The sequence below is a fragment of the Pseudoalteromonas sp. NH0006-26 genome (assembly GCF_057552415.1).
The window spans coordinates 46,139-70,367 of sequence record NZ_BAAJMJ010000007.1; the positions used below are offsets into that span (position 1 = coordinate 46,139).

Below are 24,229 nucleotides of genomic sequence, written 5' to 3' on the forward strand. Positions count from 1 at the left end.
AATTCATTGCGCCAGTTAACGCTGGCGCACTGTAATAGGAAGTAATTTTGAGTAATCAGTTAAAAACATTAGAGATTTATTTAGAACCTGCCGACAACAAACGCCTTTCTTCATTATGTGGCCCGTTTGACGAAAACATCAAACAAATTGAACGCCGTCTAGGTGTTGAAATTATTCATCGTGACAACTTTTTCAAAGTAACCGGTAAACTACACAGTAGCGCCGGCGCGGTAGAGATCTTAAAAAACCTTTATATTGATACTCAGCCTGTGCGTGGAGAAATTGGCGAAATAGAGCCTGATAACGTGCATTTAGCCATCACAGAGTCTAAAACACTAGAGCAAGATGTTGCACACAGTGCTTATGGCAAAGAAATGATGATTAAAACTCGTCGTGGCGTTATTAAACCTCGCAACGATAACCAAGGCTTATATGTTGCTAATATTTTGCACCACGACATTACCTTTGGTATTGGCCCAGCGGGTACAGGTAAAACCTACCTTGCCGTTGCAGCGGCAGTTGATGCACTAGAACGCCAAGAAATTCGCCGTATATTACTCACTCGCCCTGCAGTTGAAGCGGGTGAAAAACTCGGCTTTTTACCCGGTGATTTAAGCCAAAAAATAGACCCTTATTTACGCCCACTTTACGATGCGTTATTTGAGATGCTTGGTTTTGAGCGTGTTGAAAAGCTGATTGAAAAAAACATCATTGAAATTGCGCCACTGGCTTATATGCGCGGCCGTACTCTTAATGATGCGTTTATTATTTTAGATGAAAGCCAAAATACCACCACAGAACAAATGAAAATGTTCTTAACCCGTATTGGTTTTAATTCTAAAGCGGTGATCACCGGCGACATAACCCAAGTTGATTTACCTCGTGGTGCGCGCTCTGGTCTTCGCCATGCTATTGAAGTGTTAGATGGCGTTGATGAAATTAGCTTTAATTTTTTCAAATCGCACGATGTAGTACGCCACCCTGTGGTAGCACGTATTGTTGAAGCCTATGAGCGCAACGATGAACGTGAGCGTCTTAAGCGATTAGAGAAACAACAAGCCAAAGAAGCGCTCGCCGCTCAAGAGCAACCTGCGACTAAAGAGTAACACCGTGAAAACAGAACTTGATTTACAAATAGCGTGTGAGTTTGACAACTTACCTAGCCTTGAGCAGTTTGCCATGTGGGCCGATAAAGTGCTTAGCCAATATCGTGATGAGTCTGAGCTGACCATTGTTATTAGCGATGAAGCACAGTCGCAACAGCTCAATAATGACTACCGCGGTAAAAATAAGCCTACCAACGTATTATCGTTTGAATTTGAAGCGCCACCGGGTATTGATATCCCACTTGTGGGTGACTTAATTATTTGCCCTGCCATTGTTTTGGCTGAGGCGCAAGAGCAAGAAAAGTCATTTCATGACCACTTTGCTCATATGGTTATTCATGGATGCTTGCATTTACTTGGATTTGACCATATAAAGAGTGAAGATGCGTTAGAGATGGAAAGTATAGAAAAGCAATTACTTGCTGAACTAAACATAGCAGACCCATACCGGGACGATATTTAAATAAACGGAGCAATTAGACGTAATGAGCGACGATAACTCGCAATCTAGCCAGGGTTCTTCTGGCAGGACTTGGCTGGGCCGTATAACCCACATGTTGCAAGGGGAACCCCAGAATAGAGAAGAGCTGGTTGAGGTAATTGCCGATGCCCAAGAGCGGGATGTAATCGATCCTGAAACCAAAGAAATGATTGAAGGTGTGCTTGGTGTGTCTGAGCTTAAAGTGCGAGATATTATGATCCCGCGCTCACAAATGGTCACTTTGGAAATTGATAGCCCGCTTGAAGAGCATATACCTATGATGGTTGACTCTACCCACTCTCGCTTTCCGGTGGTGTGTGAAGATAAAGACCATGTAGAAGGGATTTTACTCGCAAAAGACTTATTACCCCTCATTTTAAATAAAGATGAGCATTTACCATCGCTACGTGATTATTTACGCCCTGCTATGGTAGTGCCTGAAAGTAAACGGGTTGATACCCTGCTTAATGAATTTCGTCAGCAACGCTACCATATGGCGATTGTAATTGATGAGTACGGCGGTGTATCGGGTTTAGTAACCATTGAAGATATTCTTGAGATCATTGTTGGCGAAATCGAAGATGAGCACGATGAAGAAGAAGAACAACAAGATATTCGTCAACTGGCTAAGCATGTTTACGTTGTGCAGGCATTAACCCCTGTAGATGACTTTAACGAGCATTTTAAATCAGGTTACAGCTCACAAGACGCCGACACTATTGGTGGTACTGTATTGCATGCCTTTGGCCATATGCCGAGTCGTGGCGAAACCATCGATATAGAAGGATTTCAGTTTAAAGTAACTAACTCTGATAATCGTCGTATATTGCAACTGCAAGTCACCATTCCTAAGGCTGATGATAACGACAGTGAAGAAACTGCTAACTAGCCCCACCCTACTAGCAAAAGATAAAAAAGCATGGCTCGCACTAGTTGCGGGCCTTGTTTTAACTTTTAGCTACGCGCCTTTTGGTATTTGGCCGATTGTATTTTTTAGTTTGGCCGCATTATTTTTTTGTATCCCTGCAAACCTCACAGGAAAAAAACACGCTAAAACCGCCGCTAAATATGGCTTTATATTTGGCCTAGGTTGGTTTGGTGCCGGTATAAGTTGGGTGCATGTTTCTATCGCCACCTTTGGCGGTATGCCACTGTTCGCTTCCATTTCGTTAATGGTATTACTGTGCAGCTACCTTGCGTTATTTCCTGCGTTGGCGCTGTGGGCAACCACTCGCTTTTCGAGCGGCTCTATAAGCTTTGCCGCCCTACTACTCCCTTGTTTTGCTATTAGTGAATATTTGCGTGCCAAGCTGTTAACTGGTTTTCCTTGGTTAAGCTTTGGTTATACACAAACTGATAGCCCACTTAATGCCCTCGCTCCTTTTATTGGTGAATTTGGGCTCACGCTATTATGTATTGCCATTGGGTTTGCATTGTACAGCTTAACGCAAAAACAATTTAAAATGCCTGTTGTTACCGCTACTGTGGTTTTGCTTGCCTTCGCAGGCGCACACTTAACAAAGACAACCAATTACTCCGATAGAAACCTGTCTGTGCTGCTTGTACAAGGTAATATAAAACAACACTTACGCTTTGATCCTAGTGAGTTTTGGACCACCATGAGTAAGTATCAGGATATGACGCGCCGTCACTGGGATGCCGATTTAATTGTGTGGCCTGAAGCCGCAGTGCCTGAGATAGAAGCGCTTGCTGATTCATACTTAGCAGGCTTAGACAGTGCCGCCTCATTTAATAAAACCGCGCTAGTAACGGGTATTGTTGATTACCAACGCGACACTAAAACCATTTTTAATACCCTGATTGTGGTCGGTAACAAAGAGCAAAATGATGAACACGGCCACTATCGTTACTTAGATAGTAACCGCTATCAAAAGCACCAATTACTGCCGATTGGAGAGTTTGTTCCCTTTGAAGACATACTCCGCCCCATAGCGCCGTTATTTGATTTACCTATGTCATCGTTCTCGCGCGGTGATAAAGTGCAAGATAACTTACGTGCGAATGGCTTTAGCCTGCTGCCCGCCATTTGCTACGAAATAGTATTTGCCGATTTAGTGCGGGGTAATTATAAAAGCGACTCTGATTTACTATTTACTGTGAGTAACGATGCCTGGTTTGGTGATTCTATTGGCCCCCACCAGCATATGCAAATTGCCCGCATGCGCGCCCTAGAACTACAGCGTCCACTAGTACGTGTTACCAACAATGGCATAAGTGGTGTATACGACCCGATAAGCCAAACACGCCAAACTATGCCACAGTTTGAAGCTACCACACTTAAAGCCAATATAAAGCTAATACAAGGGGATAGCCTGTATAGCCAACACGGCAATATGTTTGTATGGTTCATATTAGTCTTATTAACTTTAGTGTCCGCTATTTTTAAACAAAGGCATCAATAGTAAAGGCCTGTCTTAGGCAGGCACAAACCACACTTTTTTCCTTTATTCAACATCACAAAAAAGCATTGCTATGCTATGAATTAGTACGTAAACTCGCCATCTTTTTTATTGTCTGAATCTTCAGCATTCAGGTAATTTTCTATGAGTAAAATTAAATTTAGGCTTCAAATAGATACAAAACTAAATTTAACGGTCACTTAAAATATTTATGAAATTGTCACTCATTACTATTTATTAGCTACACTATTAATTGAGCATGCGGTGATTTTATTTTGTTTGGAGTTAGCTTAAATGGTAAATCGCAGTATTTTAATTGGTATAATATTAACAGCTATACAGTTGATTTTATTATCTTTTCAAATTTTCATAAGTAATCACCCTAATATACTTTTAATTATTCCCTCTATGGCATTGGGGGTAGCTATGTTATTGCTATTGGTTTTTCAAAAGCAGCAAATGCAAGAGAGAAATCATTGGTATGAACAAATATTGGATGCTGTACCTTTACCTTTATCTGTTACCGATATTGATATGAACTGGACATTTGTTAATAAAGCAGCCACATCCCCTCTTGGAGTAAACCGTGAGGATGTATTGGGCATGTCGTGTCACAACTGGGGGGCAAATATTTGTCAAACGCCTAATTGTGGAGTGAGATGTTTACGTAACAACCAGCCTAAGACTCATTTTCATCAATGGGATAAAGACTTTGATGTTAATACATCTTACCTGACAAACTCTAAAGGCCAACAAATTGGCCATGTTGAAGTTGTATCCGATGTGACCGAAAAAGTGGCACTTGCCAACGTTTATAAACACGTCATGAGTATGTCTAAGAGCTTAAACTCTGATGCAGGTACCGTTAGCGAAGTCGGTATTAACTTAGCATCAAGCACAACCGAATTACTTAGCACTGTTGAAGAAATGAGTCAGTCACTCTCGGAAGTACGAGCTCAATCTGAAGCAAATGCCACCAGCGTTGCCGAAGTTAGGTTATTCGCAAGCGAAATTGTTGAACGAGTTGAATTGGCTAACACTGCTATGAGCGAGATGGTTAACACTATAGAGCAACTCAGTACCTCCAGCAAAGAGATTGGTGAAGTTATTCAGGTAATTGACGGTATTGCAGCACAAACAAATTTATTAGCTCTTAATGCTGCAATTGAGGCTGCTAGAGCTGGCGAGCAAGGTCGTGGGTTTGCAGTTGTTGCTGATGAAGTAAGAACTCTGGCGCAACGATCATCTAATGCAGCACAAGAAACTGGCACTCTTATTTTAGCCTCTATTAGCAGTGTTGAATCTGGAAAATCCGCTGTTAATGATGTAGCGGGACGTTTAGATTTAATTGTTAAGGATATGTCGCAATTACTTAATTTAACACAAGATATTGATTCGGCTACCAAACGTCAAACGGACAGTATTTCTCATGCTGATGAGGGACTTTCACAGGTAGAACCGGTTTTACGTAACAACTCATCTATTGCAGAAAGTACCGCTGAAATATCAGACCGAATTATCGAGCAATTAACTCAAATTAACCAATTATTAAGTAACCTATCGGACGTTGAGGAATATAGTAAAGACGATAATGCGATTGCAATTAAAGTAATCCCTTAACCTCCATATAAACAGTTATAGTTAAGTGAACATACTTAGCTATAACTATTTCCTTAAGATATATAGCCGCCTACTACACCCATTGGTACGTGTGACCAACAACGCCATAAGCGGTGTATATGACCTCATAAGCCAAACACACTAACTATGCCACAGTTTGAAGCTACCACACTCAAAGCCAATATAAAGCTAATACAAGGGGATGGCGTGTATAGCGAATACGGTAATGTATTTGTATGGGGAATTGTGGTGTTGTTGGGGGTTGTCGGGTTTAGGCTAAAACTAAAAGATAAAAGAAATATTTAAAATTAAAGCGCGGTAAGATAATTATCGCACTTTAATTTTAAGTTTTTACTTCGGTCATATATTTTTTAATTGCTTTACTCTTTCACTTTATCTACAACTGTTTGCACATTTACAACTTGGTTCACACTCCCTTGAATAACCACAGTCGCTGATATTTTATCTTGAATGGCTTGTCTGTTTGGGTCCCAATACACTTGTAAAAAGCCTAACAAGCCGGTGGCAAAACCTGCGCCATAACCACCGTAGCGGCCAAAACAATCAAGTAAACCCAGTGATTCACCACTTAATGCAACCACTCTGGTGTTACAGAGCTTTTTACCAGGGGTTTGACCGCGCCATAATAAAGAAAACAGTGTGAAGTACACAGCCGCCCAGCCAAAACCCAAACCTAAATCTTGAATAATACCTTTGCCCCACTGCAAAATACTGTGTGTGGTTATTTGTGCGGGTTTATCTTCTGTTAACTGCGCAAGCTTTAATCCGTTATTTTCACCAAGCACTAATAATTGTAAAAATGCTTTTGCAAGTTGTGGGTTTTGTAGGTCGTCCATTTCGGCTAATTTGGGTACTTGCCCAATCAAATTATCAAGTGCATTTTGTTGACAAGATTGCTCACAGCTTTCGTCGTCTGTTTGCACTAAGTAGGCATTTACCTGCTTTTTTTCTGTGGAAGTAAGCTGAATGTCATCCTGTATTTTTAAGCCTTGAACAGTTAAGCCTTGAGCAGAGTCATCGCCTTCTAAGTAATCTATGCCAATTGAAAGCACAGCAAGAGCGCTTAAAAATAAAATACTTGCTGCTACTATTTTTAATATTCTTCGCCACACACTCGACATTTTAGGAAGGTATTGCTGCGCCGTTCCTTTGTAAAAAGCCATCGCAGCAACGAATGCAATAATAGTCGCACTGAGCTTTGCAGCTAAGAATATTAATGCAACATCTATAATCATTGCTAATGCGCGCCGAGTCGGCGAAGCCAAAGGCAAGCCAAGTAAAGCATTATCAACCTCAAAGGCATACGGCGTGATCACTTCTCGAGTTTCGGCTTTAGATAACGCTAATTGTTCTAGTTCTTGTGCTTTCATTATTATACTTGTTATTAAAATAGGTAACGCGGTTAAATTACGCGCTTTTTAATTTTTGCTCAAGCGAATAAAATCAATAACGAGAGTTCACATTGAAAATAGCCGCTAGGTGTAGATTAATTCTCAAAAGAGTGAACAATTAATCTATCGTATCGTATTAAATATAAAAGCTACGAGGAAGAGCTCATGACCACCAAACAACTCTCATCACTATTTGTTTTTAACTTACTGTTTGCTACCACCGAGGCAAACGCTAATGCTCGCTGGTATGTGGTTAATGATTCGGTGATGGGTGGCATTTCTAATAGTCAGGCTTTGTATGAAAACGACAATTTAGTGTTTACAGGCAACGTATCGCTTGCAAATAATGGTGGGTTTGCTTCTATAAGAACACCATTGGATGTAAAAAACCAAAACATCACTAAAATAGTGCTGCGTGTTAAGGGTGATGGTCAAACCTACCAACTACGCTTAAGAACTAATAAATACATGGATGGAGCAGCTTATACCCGCTCGTTTAGTACCACACAGAGCGAGTGGCTTAATATTGAGTTTTTACCTGAGGATTTCCAACTTACTTATCGCGGGCGATTACTTGAGCAACAGCCTACAATTAGCTTTGATGATATAAAGCAGCTTGGGTTTATGATTGCAGGTAAACAGGCGGGGGAATTTAAGCTTACTATTGGACAAATTAAATTTGCGAGTGAATAACTAACAATGTAATGACCGCTTAGTTATATAAGCGATCATTAGCTACAATTTTCTAGGATTCTATTGCCAATAATTCCACATCAAAAATAAGCAATGATGCAGGCGAGATGCTGCCTACTCGCTTTTCACCATAGGCGAGCTGATGAGGTATATAAAACTGAAATTTATCGCCCGGACTCATCAGTTGTAGGCCTTCGGTCCAACCTTTAATAACTTGGTTTAAGCCAAAGCTAATCGGCGTTTTACGCTCTACTGAGCTGTCAAATACAGTGCCATCAATTAAAGTGCCATGATAATGCACTTTCACCATACTCGTTGGGCTAGGTGTATTTTCGCTCTGTCCTTTATGGATTATTTTATATTGCAAGCCAGATGCGGTTTCTTGAACGCCTTCTACCTTTGCATTGGCAATTAAATAATCACTTTCAATTTGCGCGTTAGCGATTGCTTGCTGCTTGGCCTTTTTACTGTTTTTAAAAATCAAAACGCAAAAAATAGCGATAACAATCAGTAAAATTATATTGATCATAACTCCCCTTTTTCATCTTCTGAGTCGTCGTCTTTATCGTCGCTGTTATCGCCATTAACAATATCAGCAATGTCTTTTAATCGTGCTAATGCAATGCCATTCACTGAATCTTCTGGGTACTGTTCATCAATCATCTCACCCGCGTCAATATCCATTAGTAAGTTTAGCGCTTGGTCAACGGTTTCCACAGCGAAAATATTAAATTTACCCAGTTCAACCGCATTCAGTATTTCATCATCAAGTACTAAGTTAACTTGGTTTGATTTTGGAATAATAACGCCTTGCTCGCCCGTTAAGCCGCGCATTTTACATAGCTTAAAGAAGCCTTCTATTTTCTCGTTTACACCACCAATTGCCTGCACATCACCATGCTGGTTGATTGAACCAGTTAGTGCAATAGACTGACTAATGGGTAGGCTGGTGATTGCTGAAATTAGCGCACAAAGTTCGGCTAATGAGGCGCTATCACCATCTATGTAGCCATAACTTTGTTCAATAGCAATATTCGCACTGAGTGTTAAGCTAAAGTGCTGCGCGTATTTGTTACCTAAATAACCGGTAAGCAGCATTACCCCCTTTGAGTGAATTGCTTTACCCAGCTCGGCTTCGCGTTCCACATCAATAACGCCGTCAGCGCCAGCATAAACGGTAGCAGTAATGCGTGCAGGTGTGCCAAATGAGGTATCACCAATGTGCAGTACCGTTAAACCATTAACTTTACCTACAGCTTGCCCGTCGGTTGCTATTAAAGTGTGCCCTTCTTTTATATCGCTGAGCATGTTTTCGCTAATTTGCCCCGTACGGTACTGCTTGCCTTCTATGGCTTCGTCAATATGGCGAGCATCAATCACCGTCAACTTATCTTGCTTAGCGTAAAAACTGGCCTCAGCCACAAGCTCTAGCACATCAGCAAAACGGGCAGAAAGTTTATTATGGTGCTCAGCTTGGCGATAACTAAATTTAAGTAATCGCACCATTGCTGATTCGTTTAACGTGCACTTTAATGTCTGCTCGCAGTAATCGCTTACTTTAGTAATAAACTGATACTGCAGCTTATCGCTACTTGGTAAGTAATAATCAAAATCGGCAAGTACTCTAAATAACTCTGCAAACTCTTCATCGTATTCACCGATGGTGTAATAAAGTTCACGTGAGCCAAGTAGAATAATTTTTACATCAAGCGGTATTAACTGCGGGCGAAGCGTAAAGCTGCTGCCAACAACACTGTCTTGGTAAGGTAAATCATTTTTAATTTGATGGGTTTTTAGCGACAGCTTTAACCCATCCCACACTTGGGGCTGAGCCATTACTTTTTCAGCGTCCATAATTAAATAGCCGCCATTGGCGCGGTGCAGCGCACCAGGCTGAATTGAGCGATAACTAGTAATTAACGACCCTTGCGATGTGGCATATTCAATTTTGCCAAAAATATTACCAAAGGTTGGGTTTGGCTCGTAAACAACCGGTGCCGCATCGCCTTCTTTGTATTCAACTAAAATATTTGGCGCAAAAAAGTCGGTAAGCATGCCTTTACGGTCAAAGTCTTCTTTGTTTTCTTCGCTTTCGCCTTCATCATCAAGCCATTCGAGCACGGCATCAATAATTTCTACACGTATATCTTTTAAATAACGCAGCACACCAATATGGCTGGCGTATTTATGTTCTAAATCTTTTAATAACGGTTTAGTGGCTTGCTCAGCAGTAGACTTTTTAAGATTACGGAGCTTTTCTTTGGATTCACGTTTCCAGCGCGGTAACTCAATAAGCGCTTCAATGAGGGCATCTTCTAATTTTTCTATGCGCTCAAAAAACATTTCGCGTAAATCATCTTCCAAATCAGAAAATTCATTATCGGTAAGTTGCTTACCATCAATTAACGGTGCAAACCCGACCACGCCTTTTTCTTCAATTAATGCCACGCTTTGCTCAAGCGCAGCTATTTCTACCGCGGTAATTGCGCCGTCGTAAGCATCGTTAAATTCACGGTCTATCGATTTTTTCTTACGCTGATAAGCAGGGTTATCAAATGCAGCAGGAAAAGTGTCGAGCACTTCGTCAATAAATGAGTCAATATCATCGGCTAATTGTTTGCTTTGCCCTGCATGCATAAATAACGCAATAGGCTCACGGTGATCGTCGTAGTTATTAACATATAACCATTCATGCGGTGTTGTGCGCTCTTTAGCGTGTTGTTTTAATTTGTCTTTTACTAAAGTAAAACGCCCGTGTGCCGCCTCTCCCATTACATAAACATTATAACCGGGTAGGTCCATTCCTAAAGAGAAGTCCAAGGCACTTTGCGCACGTTGTTGGCCTATAAAGGTAAGTTGCTCTGGGTATGGGTTGCTCATGCAGGTGTTTACATGGCTCGATGAAATACTCGGTGCAAGATTTGATACGGGTAGTGGCAGCAATTTTTTCGTCATTCTAACTTCTTTTTTTACCAGCATATTCGCTAGGTTTTGGACATATTGAGTGGCTATATAAGCCACTCAATATTCATATTTAAGGTTGTAAAGCCTGGCGGCTAAAGTAGATGCCATCACACTGTGTACACGGAATAATTTGCGTCGCATGATAAACATCGTAGCTATGGTTGCAATTCTTACATACTAATGTGCCCATGGCTATCCATTCGCCTGCGTGATAAACACCATTATGCTTAAAATCTTCACTTAACGACTGCCATTCTAGCTGTGTTTTATCTTCAATATGAGAAAGCTCAAACCACAATGACTCTTTAAGCTCCTGCCATGCAAGCGAATTATAGTAGTTGTTATTTTCTTGTAGATGAGAAATGTCACGCATTAAGTAATTACGATAAAGCTGATATTTTTCTTCACCTAAATCTTTAAGTGCCTGCTCAGATTCAATAAATCGCTTTACTGCGGCTTTCACTTCATGCTCTTTGACATCTTTTAACCAATCGGTTAAATCACTAAGCCATGTTCTGTAATCTGCCATTTTATACTCCTTCAAAACGTCTGCTGATTTACTCTATATCATAGATAAGTATAGGTTAACCTGTACTGAAAACTAATTTACTCGCAAATTTACAAAAAGCGCCGCTTTGACGCTGTGAATAGCGCTTTATTTGGGGTATCCTATCGACAATTTTTTATTAGTATGCAAGAAGTTTGGAAACGTAAATGCAAGAGCAATATAACCCACAAGACATAGAGTCAAAAGTCCAACGCTACTGGGAAGAAAACCAAGTATTTAAAGCCACAGAAGATGAGAGCAAAGAAAAATACTATTGCCTCTCAATGTTTCCTTATCCAAGTGGTCGACTGCATATGGGTCATGTGCGTAACTACACCATTGGTGACGTGGTTTCTCGCTTCCAGCGCTTGCAAGGCAAAAACGTAATGCAGCCTATGGGTTGGGATGCGTTCGGTTTACCAGCAGAAAACGCGGCTATTAAAAATAAAACAGCCCCTGCAAAGTGGACTTACGAAAATATTGATTACATGCGTAACCAACTTAAGCAATTAGGTTTTGGTTACGATTGGGATCGCGAAATTGCGACTTGCCACCCAGAATATTACAAATGGGAACAATGGTTTTTCACTAAGCTTTACGAAAAAGGCCTAGTGTACAAAAAAATGTCAACGGTTAACTGGGATCCAGTGGATCAAACTGTATTAGCTAACGAGCAAGTAATTGACGGCCGCGGTTGGCGTTCAGGTGCGGTAGTAGAACAAAAAGAAATTCCTCAGTGGTTTATTAAAATTACCGACTACGCACAAGAGCTATTAGACGATTTAGACAAATTAGAAGACTGGCCTGAACAAGTTAAAACCATGCAGCGCAACTGGATTGGTCGCTCTGAAGGGTTAGACATAGAATTTACACGTACCGATAACAACGAAAAATTTAGCGTATACACTACGCGCCCAGATACATTTATGGGTGTAACATACCTAGCCGTTGCCGGTGGCCACCCTATTGCACAAGAAGCGGCGAAAAATAGCGACGCGATTGCAATGTTTGTTGAAGAATGCAAAAACACTAAAGTTGCCGAAGCAGACATGGCAACCATGGAGAAAAAAGGCATTGCAACGGGCTTTTACGCTACTCATCCATTAACGGGCGAGCAAGTACCAATTTGGGTTGCTAACTTTGTATTAATGCATTACGGCTCAGGTGCGGTAATGGCAGTACCTGCTCATGACCAACGTGACTTTGAATTTGCAACAGCCTACGGCCTCGACATTAAACAAGTTATTGCCCCTGCTGAAGGCTCAGAGCTTGAAGTAAACCTAGCCCAAGAAGCATTCACCGAAAAAGGTGTACTGGTTAACTCAGGTGAATTTGATGGCCTTGATTTTGAAAACGCCTTTAACGCTGTTGCCGACAAACTAGAAGCATTAGGTGTGGGCGAGCGTAAAGTAAACTTCCGTCTACGCGATTGGGGCGTAAGCCGTCAGCGTTACTGGGGTTCGCCAATTCCAATGCTGAGTGATGAGAACGGTAATGAGCTTGCTGCCACTGAAGATATGCTACCAGTGCGTTTACCAGAAGATGTGGTAATGAATGGCGTTACCTCACCAATTAAAGCCGACCCAGAATGGGCTAAAACGACTGTAAATGGTGTACCCGCCACTCATGAAACAGATACTTTTGACACCTTTATGGAATCATCATGGTATTACGCTCGCTACTGTAGCCCGCGCCATGACGAAGGCATGTTAGATCCAGCAGCCGCTAACTACTGGTTACCAGTAAACCAATACATTGGTGGTATTGAGCACGCAATTTTACATTTATTGTATTCGCGCTTTTTCCACAAATTATTACGTGACTTTGGTTTAGTTAATTCAGACGAGCCATTCGACCGCTTACTTTGTCAAGGTATGGTATTAGCTGAAACGTTTTATCGTAAAGATGAAAAAGGCGGCGATATATGGATTTCGCCAAGCGATGTTAATACCGAAACCGACGAAAAAGGCCGCGTAACCAAGGCATGGCATAAAAAAGACGGTGATCCTGTGTTCTCATCTGGCATGAGCAAAATGTCTAAGTCGAAAAACAACGGCATAGACCCGCAAGAAGTCATTGCCCAATACGGCGCAGATACCGTGCGTTTGTTTATGATGTTTACTGCACCACCAGAGCAAACGCTTGAATGGTCAGATTCAGGGGTTGAAGGCGCGCACCGTTTCTTAAAACGTGTATGGAAATACGCGGTAGATGTTAAAACGGTTGGCTTCCAAGCACTTGATAAATCGGCGCTTACAAATCCGCAAAAAGTACTTCGCCGTGAGCTACATAAAGCGATTGCAAAAGTGAGCGATGATGTTGAACGTCGTCAAACATTCAATACGGCAATTGCCGCAATTATGGAGCTGTCTAATAAGTTATTAAAAGCGCCATTAAACGATACTCAAGATGTCGCCATTGCTAACGAGGCATTAGAAGCATTGCTTATTATGCTAGCACCAATAACACCGCATTTATCGCATCAGTTATGGCAAGATCTAGGTAAAGAAGGTGATATTTTAGATGCAGCATGGCCAAAAGTTGACGAATCTGCCCTAGTTGAAGATGAAAAATTAATCATAGTACAAGTAAACGGTAAATTACGTGCAAAACTAACGGTTGCAGCTGATGCAACGCAAGAGCAAGTAGAAGCACTCGCGTTTGCAGAATCTAACGTCACTAAATTTACTGATGGTGCAACAATCCGCAAAGTAATTTATGTACCCGGTAAATTGCTTAACGTGGTAGCTAACTAATATGGCTGCTTTAAATGCCATTAAAAACGGACTAGCCTTAGTGCTAGTCTGTTTTTTGTTATCGAGCTGTGGCTTTCACCTTAAAAAAGCATCAAGCCTACCCGATGATTTAAAACAGCTAACCTTGGTGGGTGATGATCAAAAATCAGCGTTGTTTAGCTATTTGCAAACAGAGCTGACCATGAGCGATGTTACTTTAGTCCCTGCGAGTAAACAGTCTGCGCAACTTTATTTATTTAAAGAGCAGCTAGAGCGTCAAACCTTATCGTTGTTTCAAAACGGACAAGTAGCAGAATATGAACTGGCATACAGTGTGAGTTATGTTGTAAAACGTCCAAAACAAGCAGCCATTGAAAAACGTTTTGAGCTTTACCGTAATTACCAAGATGACCCTGACAACGCACTAGCCAAAGCAAAAGAGCTTGAACTGCTGATCAGCGAAATTCGCCAGCAAGCGAGTCGTCGAATTGTTAGAGAGTTGTCGCAACTATAATGCGTTGTTATGCAAATCAGCTTCCTAGCGAATTAAAAAAAGGGTTAAAACCCTTTTATTTGGTCTTTGGTGAAGAGCCTTTTCAAGAAGCGCAATGTGTACAGCTCATACGCGATAGCGCAAAAGCGCAAGGTTTTGATGAAGTAATTAAATTCACTTTAGCCCAAGGCTTTGATTGGCAAGAAATCATAGCGCAATACCAAAGTATGTCGTTATTTAGTGCGCGTACGATTATTGAACTTGATTTAAACCAGCAAAAACCCGGTACACCCGGCGCAAACACCTTTAAAAAGGTCGTTGAGCTTGAAAACCCTGACACCATTTTAATTGTTAAAGGCGCCAAAGCAAGCCAAGATGTGCAACGCGGTGCGTGGTTTAAAGCACTCGATAAGCAAGGGCTATTTGTACCCTGCTATCCGCTTAGTGGTAATCACTTAAAACGTTGGCTCGATGAACAGTGCCAACGCTTGTCACTCAATTTACAAAACGAAGCGAAGCTTAGTTTAATTAATGCCACTGAAGGCAATTTACTGGCTTGTTTTCAAGAGTTAGAAAAACTGTCGCTAATACATGGTAACGCTCTCATTACCCAACAACTGGTGATGCAAGGGCTGCTAAACCAATCTAAATTCGATATTTTTGATTTAAGTGATGCTCTGTTAAACGGCCACACCGCTCAAGCTATAAAAGTATTAAATAAGCTTGCCATTGATAATACTGAAGTAATGAGTATTTTGTGGGCCATCAATAAAGATCTAAATACCTTACTCAGTGTACAGCAAGGGTTACTGCAAGGTGAGTCGTTAGCGACCCTGTTTAAACAAAAAGCGATATGGAAAAATCAGCAAGCACCGGTACAAACAGCGATAAACAGACTTAACATTGACACCCTTGAAAGCATTTGCAGTGAACTGGCATTATTTGATGCAAGCTACAAACAAGGCGCATTAATTGCCCCCTATCAAGCATTGGCACATATTTGTATTAAGTTTTGCCAACCGCTCGATATTCCACTGCCGTGTCATACTAACCGTCAGTAAAGGGAAAATATCATGATTGCAATTTTTGGTGGCACTTTTGACCCCGTTCATTTGGGGCACCTTAATATGGCGCAGCAATGTGTGGCTACTTTTGAATTACACTCACTTTATTTTATGCCCTGTGCAATACCCACACACAAAGCGGCACCGGGGATCAGCACCGAGCATCGTATAGCAATGCTTAAAGCGGCAATTACAGCTTACCCAGAGTTTAAGCTTGATTTACGGGAGCTACAACGCAGCGGGCCTTCTTATTCTTTATTAAGCTTGCAAGAGTTAAGAGCTGAAAATCCCGATACCCCTATTTTATTTTTGATTGGTATGGACTCATTCAACAACCTTGATAAATGGTATCAGTGGCAAACAATAACTCGTCTTTGCCATATAGTGGTGTATCAACGCCCAGGTCAAAACTGTGACGTACAAGGTGAACTTAAAAACTACAAACAGCAGGCTGTGACCAAAGATATTTCCCTACTGAACGAAAAAAATGCCGGACACCTTTACTTTTTAGAAGGAGAACAGCTAGATGCCGCATCCAGCACTATCCGTCAAGCGCTTAAAAAAAGCATTAAAAAGAGTGAACTATTACCCGACACCGTGAGTCACTATATTGAGCAGCACCAGCTTTATCAAGAGTGATTGGTATAAACCCCTCAGCGTGTTAAAATGACCGCTATTAAATTTTAAATTGAGACAAAACCTTGGATTCGAAACAACTACTCGCTTTTGCACTAGACAAAATTGACGATATGAAAGCACGTGATGTGATTCAACTTGACGTAACTGGCACCTCAGACGTAACCGATTACATGATTGTATGTTCAGGCACATCAAGACGTCATGTACTGTCAATTGCTGATAACTTAGCAAAAGAAGCTCGTCACGCTGGTGAAGAGCCTATTGGCTATGAAGGCCAAAGCGATGGCGAATGGGCACTCGTTGATTTAGGTGATGTGATTGTTCACGTTATGCAAGATCAAGCACGTAGCTATTACGATCTAGAAAAGCTTTGGGGCTAATAGCTCCCTATTTTAGACAACGCTTGGAAGTAACGTCGTGAAAATACAAATGATTGCTGTTGGTACAAAAATGCCAGCATGGGTAGAAACAGGTTTTGCAGAATATCAGCGCCGCTTTCCCAAAGATATGGCACTGGAACTAATCGAAATACCTGCTGGTAAACGTGGCAAAAACGCAGATATAAAGCGTATTTTACACACCGAAGGTGAAAAAACCTTAGCCGCCATACCTAAAGGCAATCGTATTGTCACACTAGAAGTAACCGGTAAAGCACTGGATACTCATCAGCTAGCGAAAAACATGGAAAAGTGGCAACTAGATGGTCGCGATGTCAGTTTACTGATTGGCGGACCTGAAGGATTAGCCCCAGAGTGTATTGCAGCCTCTGAGCAGAAGTGGTCGTTATCAAATTTAACGCTTCCGCATCCCTTAGTACGTATTATTGTAGCTGAAAGTCTTTACAGAGGCTGGAGCTTAAATAACAACCACCCTTATCATCGCGAGTAGTTTCTTGCCATGCTAAAACGAAGACCCACTATTCGCGACCACTCAGCAGAAGCTAATTTATTTGCTCGGCGTGCATTTGTGGGTTTTATTTTTATATTAGCCTTAGTAGCCATATTATTGTCTAACTTGTACACCATTCAAGTTGACGACCACCAAGATTATCAAACTCGCTCTAACGATAACCGTATAAAAGTAATCCCTATTGCACCTAATCGCGGACTTATTTACGACCGCAACGGTGTTTTACTGGCTGAAAACAAGCCCGTTTATAACCTTGAAGTGATCCCCGAAGAAGTTGACGATTTAACTGCCTCATTGAAATCAGTCAGTAAAATTATTGATATTACCGAGCAGCAGCAAGCTGATTTTCTTGATGATATAAAGCACACTCGCCGCTTTAAAAGCCAAGTTCTTAAAGCTCGCTTAAATGAAAACGAAGTAGCGATGTTTTCAGTAAACCAACATAAATTCCCAGGGTTTAGTATTGAAGCGCGTTTAGCCCGTTATTACCCGTTTGGAGACACCTTAACCCATGCCTTAGGCTATGTTGCTAAGCTCAATAAAAAAGAATTAAACAAGCTTGAGCAACAAGATGAAGCCACCAATTATAGAGCGACCCATGATATTGGCAAACTGGGTATCGAAAAATACTACGAGCCATTACTTCATGGCCAGGTCGGCTCACAGCGAGTTGAAGTAAATAACCGTGGCCGTATTATTCGCACCTTGAGTATGGATCCACCGCAGCCGGGGGACGATTTAGTACTTACTCTCGATATTGGTTTACAACAAATAGCCCAACATTCACTTAAAGATATGCGCGGCGCTATTGTGGTTATGGATGCAAAAGATGGCGGCGTTTTAGCGCTGTATTCAAACCCAAGCTATGATCCTAATTTATTTGTGCACGGTATTAGCAGTAAAGACTACAAAGCCCTGCTTAACCCTGATCGCCCGCTTATAAACCGTACCACCCAGGGGCGCTACGCACCAGCATCGACTATTAAACCGCACATGGCTATTTTGGCATTAGAAGAAAACATAGTACAAGAGACCACCACCATGTGGGATCCCGGTTTTTTTCAAATACCCAATGTAGAGCATAGATGGCGAGACTGGCGACGTTGGGGCCATGGCCATGTTGATGTTTACAAAGCAATAGAAGAGTCATGCGATACTTATTTTTACGATGCAGCCTATCGCATGGGGATCACCAAAATAAGTAACTTTATGGCACGTTTTGGTTTTGGTGAGCTATCAGGCATTGATATTCATGAAGAAACAACCGCTATTTTGCCCTCAAAAGAGTGGAAAGAAGATCGTTTCAAAGAGTCATGGTGGCGTGGTGATACTATTTCTGTAGGGATTGGCCAAGGTTATTGGACTGCCACCCCAATTCAAATAGCCAACGCGACTAATATTCTAGTTAACCGGGGAATAAATCATCCTCCTCACTTAGTGCAAGTGGCTAAAAAAGAAGACCAGATCACCCAGCTCAATAATGAAGAAAAGCCACCTGTTGTTCTCAATAATGAGGATAACTGGCGCATCGCTATTGATGCAATGCATAACACGGTTAAAAAGACCACCGGTACAGCACACCGTGCGTTTAAAGGGGCTACCTACGACCCTGCAGGTAAAACCGGTACAGCCCAAGTGGTCAGTATTGCTCAGGGCGAGCGTTACGATGCCGATGCACTCAAAGAGCGCCAACGCGATAACGCCATTTACGTCGGTTTTGCCCCTTACAACAATCCACAAATTATAGTCTCTATTGTGGTAGAGAATACCGGCGGGGGTAGCTCTGTAGGTGCCCCCATTGCGCGCCAATTAATGGATTATTATTTTGCAGCTAACCCAATTCAATCCTCAGGGAGTAAAGTACCATGACGGCTTTACATAATAAGCGTTCTATTTGGCTGCGCCTGCATATCGACTTGCCACTGTTAATTGCTTTATTACTGATGATGGCTGGCAGTATCACCATAGTTTATAGTGCCTCGGGCCAAGATTCGGCCATGATGATCCGCCATATAACCCGTATGGCTGGTGCAATTATTGGCATGTTTGTTTTAGCGCAAATCCCACCTACGACCCTAAAACGCTTAGTCATTCCCATGTATTGCTTGGGACTACTTATGCTGGTTGGGGTACTTCTATTTGGTGTAAGTTCTAAAGGGGCTCAACGCTGGTTAGATTTAGGTATTACCCGCTTTCAACCCTCAGAATTAATGAAACTAGCGGTTCCAATGATGGTTGCTTGGTATATTGGCCGTCACCATTTACCCCCTCGTCCGCTGCATTTAGTGATTGGCTTTGCCATTGTTATGCTGCCTACCCTACTTATTAAGGAACAACCTGATTTGGGCACCTCAATTTTGATTGCCAGCTCGGGTGTGTTTGTATTGTTTTTATCTGGTTTGAGTTGGCGTTTAATTGGCTTTTTAAGCTCTATTGTGGCCTTAGCTGCATGGCCTTTTTGGCACTATGGTATGCACGATTATCAAAAACAACGCGTTTTAACTTTTTTAGATCCTGAGAGCGATCCGCTTGGTTCTGGCTATCATATTATTCAATCAAAAATAGCGATTGGCTCAGGCGGTATTGAAGGCAAAGGCTGGTTGCAAGGCACACAATCGCAGCTAGAATTTTTACCTGAGCGACATACCGACTTTATTTTTTCTGTACTGAGTGAAGAGTTTGGCTTATTTGGTGTATGTGTTTTACTTAGTTTGTACTTATTCATCATTGGCCGTGGATTATTTATTGCAGTTAATGCACAAGAGGCCTTTGGCAAGTTACTCGCAGGTTCACTTACACTGACATTTTTCGTTTATATTTTTGTAAACATAGGCATGGTCTCGGGTCTATTACCAGTTGTAGGCGTCCCCTTACCATTAATTAGTTATGGCGGCACCTCAATGGTGACCTTGATGGCTGCGTTTGGCATTATTATGTCGATTGCCACAGAAAAAAGGATGCTCTTAAAATAATGCGCCTTTATAAACAGTTTATAATTATTACTCTGATCAGTTTCTTTTTAAGCGCCTGTAGTAGTTCAAATAGCCGTTACAGTATGCGACATGATGCCGCACCACTGCGGGCACCGACCGAATTAGAAATGCAAGATGCTATTGTTACTCAAGTAATAAAAAGCGCTAGCACCACACGCCCTTACGAAGTGTTGGGCAAACGTTATACCCCTATGCTCGATGAAACCGGTTATTCAGAAACTGGCATTGCTTCATGGTATGGCCGAAAGTTTCATGGGTATCACACCTCTAATGGCGAAATTTACGATATGTTCGCCATGACGGCAGCCCATAAAACCTTACCATTACCGAGTTTTGTACGCGTAACAAATACAGCCAATGGCCAATCTGTTATAGTACGGGTTAATGATCGTGGACCCTTTCATGATGATAGAATCATTGATCTTTCCTATGCTGCGGCCTACAAACTTGGCTACCACAAATACGGTACAGCACAGGTTAAGCTTGAAGCGATTACTCTTGCAGATACCCATGCGCGAAAAACCTACGTTCAAGTAGCAGCGGGCAGTACCTTAGCCAATATAGAGGCATTGGCACAGACACTACGAGAGCAGTATAAATTACCAACAAATATCGTCGAAAAAGATGCTATTTATAGATTGCACTTAGGGCCAATAAAAGATGCCCATCACGCGCAACAAGTATTAGAAACACTAAAACAAAATCAATTTCAAAACGCGTTCTTGCTTTACACTCAGTAAGCCCTTTAGAATAGGGAGAATGCATATTTTTAACTTTAACCATTAATGAGTATGATGAAATCTATTAAACATAAAATTCTTACTGGTGTTTGCGGCTTAGTTTGTTCTGCCGCCGTTTTTTCAGCCACCGCACAAATTATTCCAGCCCCTCCTCAAGTTAATGCTAAAGGTTACTTTTTGGTGGATTTCACCACAGGTAAAGTGATTGCAGAAGGTGAAGCCGATACAAAACTTGCTCCTGCTAGCTTAACTAAAATGATGACTAGTTATGTAATTGGTACAGAAATTAATGCAGGTAATATAGCACCTACCGATATGGTGACTATCAGCGAAAAAGCATGGGCAAAAAACTTTCCTGAATCATCAAAAATGTTTATTGAAGTAGGTAAGCAAGTTAGCGTAGATGATCTTAATCACGGCATTATTGTGCAATCGGGTAATGATGCCTGTGTTGCTATGGCTGAGCATATTGCTGGCAGCGAAAGTGCGTTTGCAGACTTAATGAACGCTCATGCCGAAAAAATAGGCATGACGAATACTCATTTTGTTAATAGCCACGGCCTTGATACGGATGCGCATTACACCACCCCACGCGACATGGCCACATTAGGCGCTGCCCTTATTAAAGATGTGCCAGATGAATACGCTCTTTATAAAGAAAAATCTTTTACCTTTAATGGCATAAAACAATATAACCGTAACTCGTTGTTATGGGATGAAAGCTTAGATGTTGATGGTATCAAAACAGGCCACACGTCTGATGCCGGTTACAGCTTAGTCACCTCGGCGACAAAAAACGACATGCGTTTAATTGCGGTAGTTATGGGTACTTCGAGTGAGCGCGCACGTAAAGTTGAGAGTAAAAAACTACTTAACTACGGCTTCCGCTTTTTTGAAACAATTACGCCTTACAAAGCGGGCGATAGTTTTGCAGAGCAACGCATTTGGATGGGTAATAAAGAGAATGTCTCTTTAGGTATTTTAGAAGACACCCCTATTACGATTCCTCGTGGCCAACATAAAAACCTTAAAGCAAACTTTGAGCTTGACGATACGCTTGAAGCACCTTTAGCTAAAGGCACTAAAGTAGGCACACTGTTTTTACAACTTGAAGGCGAAGATATTGCACAATATCCGCTAGTTACACTTGAAGAAATACAAGAAGGTAGCTTCTTTAGTAAAATATATGACTACTTACGCTTACAAATAATGTAAGCATCAGTAAAGTAATATGAACGCCTCCTTTGTGAGGCGTTTTTTTTTGCTTGAAAAGTGCTAGAATGCGCCCCATATATACCAATCGTATTGAATGACTATCGTTGGCTTAGGTCAAAAATAACATCATTTCAAGATTGTCATTAGCCTGTCAGTTTAAAGCTTAACGTATAAGTTAAGCCAACACTTTTGTTTGAGGAGTTCCCGTCGTGGTTGAACCTGTTAAAAACACTAAATTTGATGAGTACTTAGAGTACCCTTGCCCGTTTACATTTAAAATAATGGGTCTTGCAAACGTAAACTTAACTGATCAAATTTTAGAAAAGTTACAACCTATCGCTCCGGGTGATTATGCGCCAAAAGTAAAACCGAGCAGTAAAGGTAACTATGAGTCAGTCACTTTAGTGGCCACAGTAACCAGTGGAACTCATATCGAAGAAATTTATAACGTGATCAGCAACATCGATGACGTACGCCATATGCTTTAAGCCATAGCTGAGATTGATTGTGAACGAAAACACCTTAATCGTACGCCAACTTGGGCGCCAACGTTACAAGCCAATATGGCAAAAAATGCAAGATTTCACCGATACCCGCGATGAAAGCAGCGCAGATGAAATTTGGCTGGTAGAACACGAAAGTGTATTTACTCAAGGTCAAGCCGGTAAAGATGAGCATTTATTATCGCCAGGCGACATTGAAGTGATTAAAGTTGACCGCGGTGGACAGGTAACTTACCACGGCCCAGGTCAGCAAATGATGTATGTATTATTTAATTTACGTCGTTTAAAAATTGGGGTGCGAGAGCTGGTTACTTGGCTTGAAGAGTGCATCATTGAATCGCTTGCAGAGTATGGTATTAACGCATACGCGAAAGCGGATGCCCCTGGTGTTTACGTTAACGACAGCAAAATTGCCTCTTTAGGTTTACGAGTTCGTCGTGGCTGCTCATTTCATGGCTTAGCATTAAATGTTAACATGGACTTAAGTCCATTTTTACGCATCAACCCATGCGGTTATGCGGGCATGAATATGGTGCAAACTAAAGAATTAAATGGCCCTCAAAACCTTGAAGCAGCAGGTCAGGGGCTGGTAAAACACATGATCAAAAAGCTTAATGCAACACAGGTTAAGCATACTGAAGGGTTTGAAAACGAATGAATAAACCAGTCAAAATGGAACCAGGTGTAAAACTACGCGACGCAGAAAAAATGGCGTTGATCCCCGTTAAGGTTCTACCTACAGAAAAAACTGAAATGCTACGTAAGCCTGAATGGCTTAAGATTCGCTTACCTAAATCGACTGAGCGTATAGACGGTATTAAACAAGCAATGCGTAAGCATGGCTTACATTCAGTGTGTGAAGAGGCCTCGTGCCCTAATCTATCTGAGTGTTTTAACCACGGTACAGCCACCTTTATGATTTTAGGAGCTATTTGTACACGTCGCTGCCCATTTTGTGACGTTGCTCATGGTCGCCCATTAAAACCAGATGCGGCAGAGCCTGAAAAGCTGGCACTGACCATTAAAGACATGAAGTTAAGCTATGTGGTTATTACTTCAGTAGACCGTGATGATTTACGTGATGGCGGTGCTCAGCACTTTGCTGATTGCATTCGCGAAATTCGTAAGCACAATCCAGAAATCACCATTGAGATATTAGTCCCTGATTTTCGTGGTCGTATGGACAGAGCACTCGAAATTTTAATTGAAACGCCGCCAGACGTATTTAACCACAACCTAGAAACAGCGCCACGTTTATACAAACTTGCGCGCCCAGGTGCCGATTATAAATGGTCTCTTGAGTTATTACGTCGTTTTAAAGAAGCACATCCTGAGGTTAAAACCAAATCTGGCTTAATGGTTGGCCTTGGTGAAGAAATTAGCGAAATCGAGGAAGTACTTCGCGATTTACGTGCTCATAACGTTGATATGCTAACTGTAGGCCAATACCTGCAACCGTCTAAGCATCATTTACCCGTTAAGCGTTACGTGCCACCTGCTGAATTTGACGCACTAAAAGAATATGCTGATGAAATTGGCTTTACACACGCCGCTTCAGGCCCATTTGTACGTTCAAGCTATCACGCTGATCAACAAGCGGCAGGTAAAGAAGTAAAGTAACCTCTCGCAATATAAAAAACCGCCATTAGGCGGTTTTTTGTTTTTTTAGCGGTTATTTTTACTGTTTATAAAATA

General features: G+C 41.6%; 23 protein-coding genes and 1 pseudogene. 20 read left to right on the forward strand and 4 right to left on the reverse strand.

The window, feature by feature from the left end; genetic code table 11:
* Positions 1-47: 47 nt before the first annotated feature.
* From AC27JR_RS11800 to AC27JR_RS11825, 6 genes and pseudogenes are all read left to right on the forward strand, one after another.
* Positions 48-1,106, forward strand: coding sequence for a PhoH family protein (locus AC27JR_RS11800; RefSeq protein WP_008467977.1), 1,059 nt, complete (start codon positions 48-50; stop codon positions 1,104-1,106).
* A gap of 4 nt (positions 1,107-1,110) precedes the next feature.
* Positions 1,111-1,569, forward strand: coding sequence for an rRNA maturation RNase YbeY (gene ybeY / locus AC27JR_RS11805; protein WP_008115159.1), 459 nt, complete (start codon positions 1,111-1,113; stop codon positions 1,567-1,569).
* Positions 1,570-1,591: 22 nt separating this feature from the next.
* Entirely contained in the window at positions 1,592-2,476 is an 885-nt protein-coding gene (gene corC / locus AC27JR_RS11810; protein ID WP_036934272.1) for a CNNM family magnesium/cobalt transport protein CorC, read from the forward strand.
* Positions 2,457-4,010 (forward strand): apolipoprotein N-acyltransferase, encoded by a 1,554-nt coding sequence (gene lnt, locus AC27JR_RS11815; RefSeq protein ID WP_487173690.1) that lies wholly within the window; start codon positions 2,457-2,459, stop codon positions 4,008-4,010. The genes corC and lnt overlap by 20 nt, the downstream gene beginning before the upstream one ends.
* Positions 4,011-4,433: 423 nt before the next feature.
* A complete protein-coding gene (locus tag AC27JR_RS11820) occupies positions 4,434-5,627 on the forward strand; it encodes a methyl-accepting chemotaxis protein (protein WP_158307809.1) in 1,194 nt (397 codons plus the stop codon).
* Positions 5,628-5,697: 70 nt separating this feature from the next.
* Positions 5,698-5,933 (forward strand): annotated as a pseudogene (locus AC27JR_RS11825) (apolipoprotein N-acyltransferase); the annotation flags it as partial.
* A gap of 74 nt (positions 5,934-6,007) precedes the next feature.
* On the opposite strand, the gene AC27JR_RS11830 reads toward AC27JR_RS11825, so the two are convergent.
* Complete coding sequence (locus tag AC27JR_RS11830; RefSeq protein ID WP_487173691.1) at positions 6,008-7,018, reverse strand: RDD family protein; 1,011 nt, start codon at positions 7,016-7,018, stop codon at positions 6,008-6,010.
* Between the two features lie 186 nt (positions 7,019-7,204).
* Between AC27JR_RS11830 and AC27JR_RS11835 the strand changes: the two genes are divergently transcribed.
* Positions 7,205-7,732, forward strand: coding sequence for a CIA30 family protein (locus AC27JR_RS11835; protein WP_076919267.1), 528 nt, complete (start codon positions 7,205-7,207; stop codon positions 7,730-7,732).
* 52 nt (positions 7,733-7,784) lie between these two features.
* On the opposite strand, the gene bamJ is transcribed toward AC27JR_RS11835, so the two are convergent.
* The 3 genes from bamJ to AC27JR_RS11850 form a co-directional block, all read right to left on the reverse strand.
* Complete coding sequence (bamJ, locus tag AC27JR_RS11840) at positions 7,785-8,261, reverse strand: BamJ family beta-barrel-assembly machinery protein (protein ID WP_487173692.1); 477 nt, start codon at positions 8,259-8,261, stop codon at positions 7,785-7,787.
* Positions 8,258-10,687, reverse strand: a complete 2,430-nt coding sequence (locus AC27JR_RS11845; protein ID WP_487173693.1) for a Lon protease family protein — start codon at positions 10,685-10,687, stop codon at positions 8,258-8,260. Before AC27JR_RS11845 ends, bamJ begins: the two co-directional genes overlap by 4 nt.
* 79 nt (positions 10,688-10,766) lie before the next feature.
* A complete protein-coding gene (locus tag AC27JR_RS11850; RefSeq protein ID WP_008109466.1) occupies positions 10,767-11,225 on the reverse strand; it encodes a zinc ribbon-containing protein in 459 nt (152 codons plus the stop codon).
* A gap of 185 nt (positions 11,226-11,410) precedes the next feature.
* On the opposite strand from AC27JR_RS11850, the gene leuS reads away from it, so the two are divergent.
* The 13 genes from leuS to lipA all read left to right on the forward strand — a co-directional run bounded on the left by leuS (position 11,411) and on the right by lipA (position 24,154).
* On the forward strand, positions 11,411-13,999 hold the full coding sequence (gene leuS, locus AC27JR_RS11855) for a leucine--tRNA ligase (RefSeq protein WP_487173694.1): 2,589 nt from the start codon (positions 11,411-11,413) through the stop codon (positions 13,997-13,999).
* Position 14,000: 1 nt separating this feature from the next.
* Complete coding sequence (locus AC27JR_RS11860) at positions 14,001-14,492, forward strand: LPS-assembly lipoprotein LptE (RefSeq protein WP_008109462.1); 492 nt, start codon at positions 14,001-14,003, stop codon at positions 14,490-14,492.
* Positions 14,492-15,532, forward strand: coding sequence for a DNA polymerase III subunit delta (gene holA / locus AC27JR_RS11865; RefSeq protein WP_487173695.1), 1,041 nt, complete (start codon positions 14,492-14,494; stop codon positions 15,530-15,532). Before AC27JR_RS11860 ends, holA begins: the two co-directional genes overlap by 1 nt.
* Positions 15,533-15,544: 12 nt before the next feature.
* Complete coding sequence (gene nadD, locus AC27JR_RS11870) at positions 15,545-16,174, forward strand: nicotinate-nucleotide adenylyltransferase (protein ID WP_131691291.1); 630 nt, start codon at positions 15,545-15,547, stop codon at positions 16,172-16,174.
* Positions 16,175-16,236: 62 nt separating this feature from the next.
* Positions 16,237-16,554 carry a ribosome silencing factor gene (rsfS, locus tag AC27JR_RS11875; protein WP_008109457.1) on the forward strand — a complete coding sequence of 106 codons (318 nt, stop codon included), beginning with the start codon at positions 16,237-16,239 and terminating at the stop codon, positions 16,552-16,554.
* Positions 16,555-16,591: 37 nt separating this feature from the next.
* Entirely contained in the window at positions 16,592-17,062 is a 471-nt protein-coding gene (gene rlmH, locus AC27JR_RS11880) for a 23S rRNA (pseudouridine(1915)-N(3))-methyltransferase RlmH (protein WP_008109455.1), read from the forward strand.
* Positions 17,063-17,071: 9 nt separating this feature from the next.
* Entirely contained in the window at positions 17,072-18,952 is a 1,881-nt protein-coding gene (gene mrdA, locus AC27JR_RS11885; RefSeq protein ID WP_008109445.1) for a penicillin-binding protein 2, read from the forward strand.
* A complete protein-coding gene (gene rodA, locus AC27JR_RS11890; protein WP_076919261.1) occupies positions 18,949-20,055 on the forward strand; it encodes a rod shape-determining protein RodA in 1,107 nt (368 codons plus the stop codon). The genes mrdA and rodA overlap by 4 nt, the downstream gene beginning before the upstream one ends.
* Complete coding sequence (locus AC27JR_RS11895) at positions 20,055-20,816, forward strand: septal ring lytic transglycosylase RlpA family protein (RefSeq protein ID WP_076919260.1); 762 nt, start codon at positions 20,055-20,057, stop codon at positions 20,814-20,816. Before rodA ends, AC27JR_RS11895 begins: the two co-directional genes overlap by 1 nt.
* Before the next feature lie 54 nt (positions 20,817-20,870).
* A complete protein-coding gene (locus AC27JR_RS11900) occupies positions 20,871-22,031 on the forward strand; it encodes a serine hydrolase (RefSeq protein ID WP_076919273.1) in 1,161 nt (386 codons plus the stop codon).
* Between the two features lie 209 nt (positions 22,032-22,240).
* Positions 22,241-22,519, forward strand: a complete 279-nt coding sequence (gene ybeD, locus AC27JR_RS11905; protein WP_076919259.1) for a DUF493 family protein YbeD — start codon at positions 22,241-22,243, stop codon at positions 22,517-22,519.
* A 19-nt stretch (positions 22,520-22,538) separates the two neighbouring features.
* Positions 22,539-23,192, forward strand: coding sequence for a lipoyl(octanoyl) transferase LipB (gene lipB / locus AC27JR_RS11910; RefSeq protein WP_487173697.1), 654 nt, complete (start codon positions 22,539-22,541; stop codon positions 23,190-23,192).
* Positions 23,189-24,154 (forward strand): lipoyl synthase, encoded by a 966-nt coding sequence (lipA, locus tag AC27JR_RS11915; protein WP_008109434.1) that lies wholly within the window; start codon positions 23,189-23,191, stop codon positions 24,152-24,154. The genes lipB and lipA overlap by 4 nt, the downstream gene beginning before the upstream one ends.
* Positions 24,155-24,229: the final 75 nt, after the last annotated feature.

Coding starts and splice junctions, on each gene's coding strand:
- corC (WP_036934272.1), top strand. CDS start 1,592: ATGAGCGACGATAACTCGCAATCTAGCCAGGGTTCTTCTGGCAGGACT.
- AC27JR_RS11820 (WP_158307809.1), top strand. CDS start 4,434: ATGTTATTGCTATTGGTTTTTCAAAAGCAGCAAATGCAAGAGAGAAAT.
- AC27JR_RS11830 (WP_487173691.1), bottom strand. CDS start 7,018: ATGAAAGCACAAGAACTAGAACAATTAGCGTTATCTAAAGCCGAAACT.
- AC27JR_RS11835 (WP_076919267.1), top strand. CDS start 7,205: ATGACCACCAAACAACTCTCATCACTATTTGTTTTTAACTTACTGTTT.
- bamJ (WP_487173692.1), bottom strand. CDS start 8,261: ATGATCAATATAATTTTACTGATTGTTATCGCTATTTTTTGCGTTTTG.
- AC27JR_RS11845 (WP_487173693.1), bottom strand. CDS start 10,687: ATGACGAAAAAATTGCTGCCACTACCCGTATCAAATCTTGCACCGAGT.
- AC27JR_RS11850 (WP_008109466.1), bottom strand. CDS start 11,225: ATGGCAGATTACAGAACATGGCTTAGTGATTTAACCGATTGGTTAAAA.
- leuS (WP_487173694.1), top strand. CDS start 11,411: ATGCAAGAGCAATATAACCCACAAGACATAGAGTCAAAAGTCCAACGC.
- AC27JR_RS11860 (WP_008109462.1), top strand. CDS start 14,001: ATGGCTGCTTTAAATGCCATTAAAAACGGACTAGCCTTAGTGCTAGTC.
- holA (WP_487173695.1), top strand. CDS start 14,492: ATGCGTTGTTATGCAAATCAGCTTCCTAGCGAATTAAAAAAAGGGTTA.
- nadD (WP_131691291.1), top strand. CDS start 15,545: ATGATTGCAATTTTTGGTGGCACTTTTGACCCCGTTCATTTGGGGCAC.
- mrdA (WP_008109445.1), top strand. CDS start 17,072: ATGCTAAAACGAAGACCCACTATTCGCGACCACTCAGCAGAAGCTAAT.
- rodA (WP_076919261.1), top strand. CDS start 18,949: ATGACGGCTTTACATAATAAGCGTTCTATTTGGCTGCGCCTGCATATC.
- AC27JR_RS11895 (WP_076919260.1), top strand. CDS start 20,055: ATGCGCCTTTATAAACAGTTTATAATTATTACTCTGATCAGTTTCTTT.
- AC27JR_RS11900 (WP_076919273.1), top strand. CDS start 20,871: ATGAAATCTATTAAACATAAAATTCTTACTGGTGTTTGCGGCTTAGTT.
- lipA (WP_008109434.1), top strand. CDS start 23,189: ATGAATAAACCAGTCAAAATGGAACCAGGTGTAAAACTACGCGACGCA.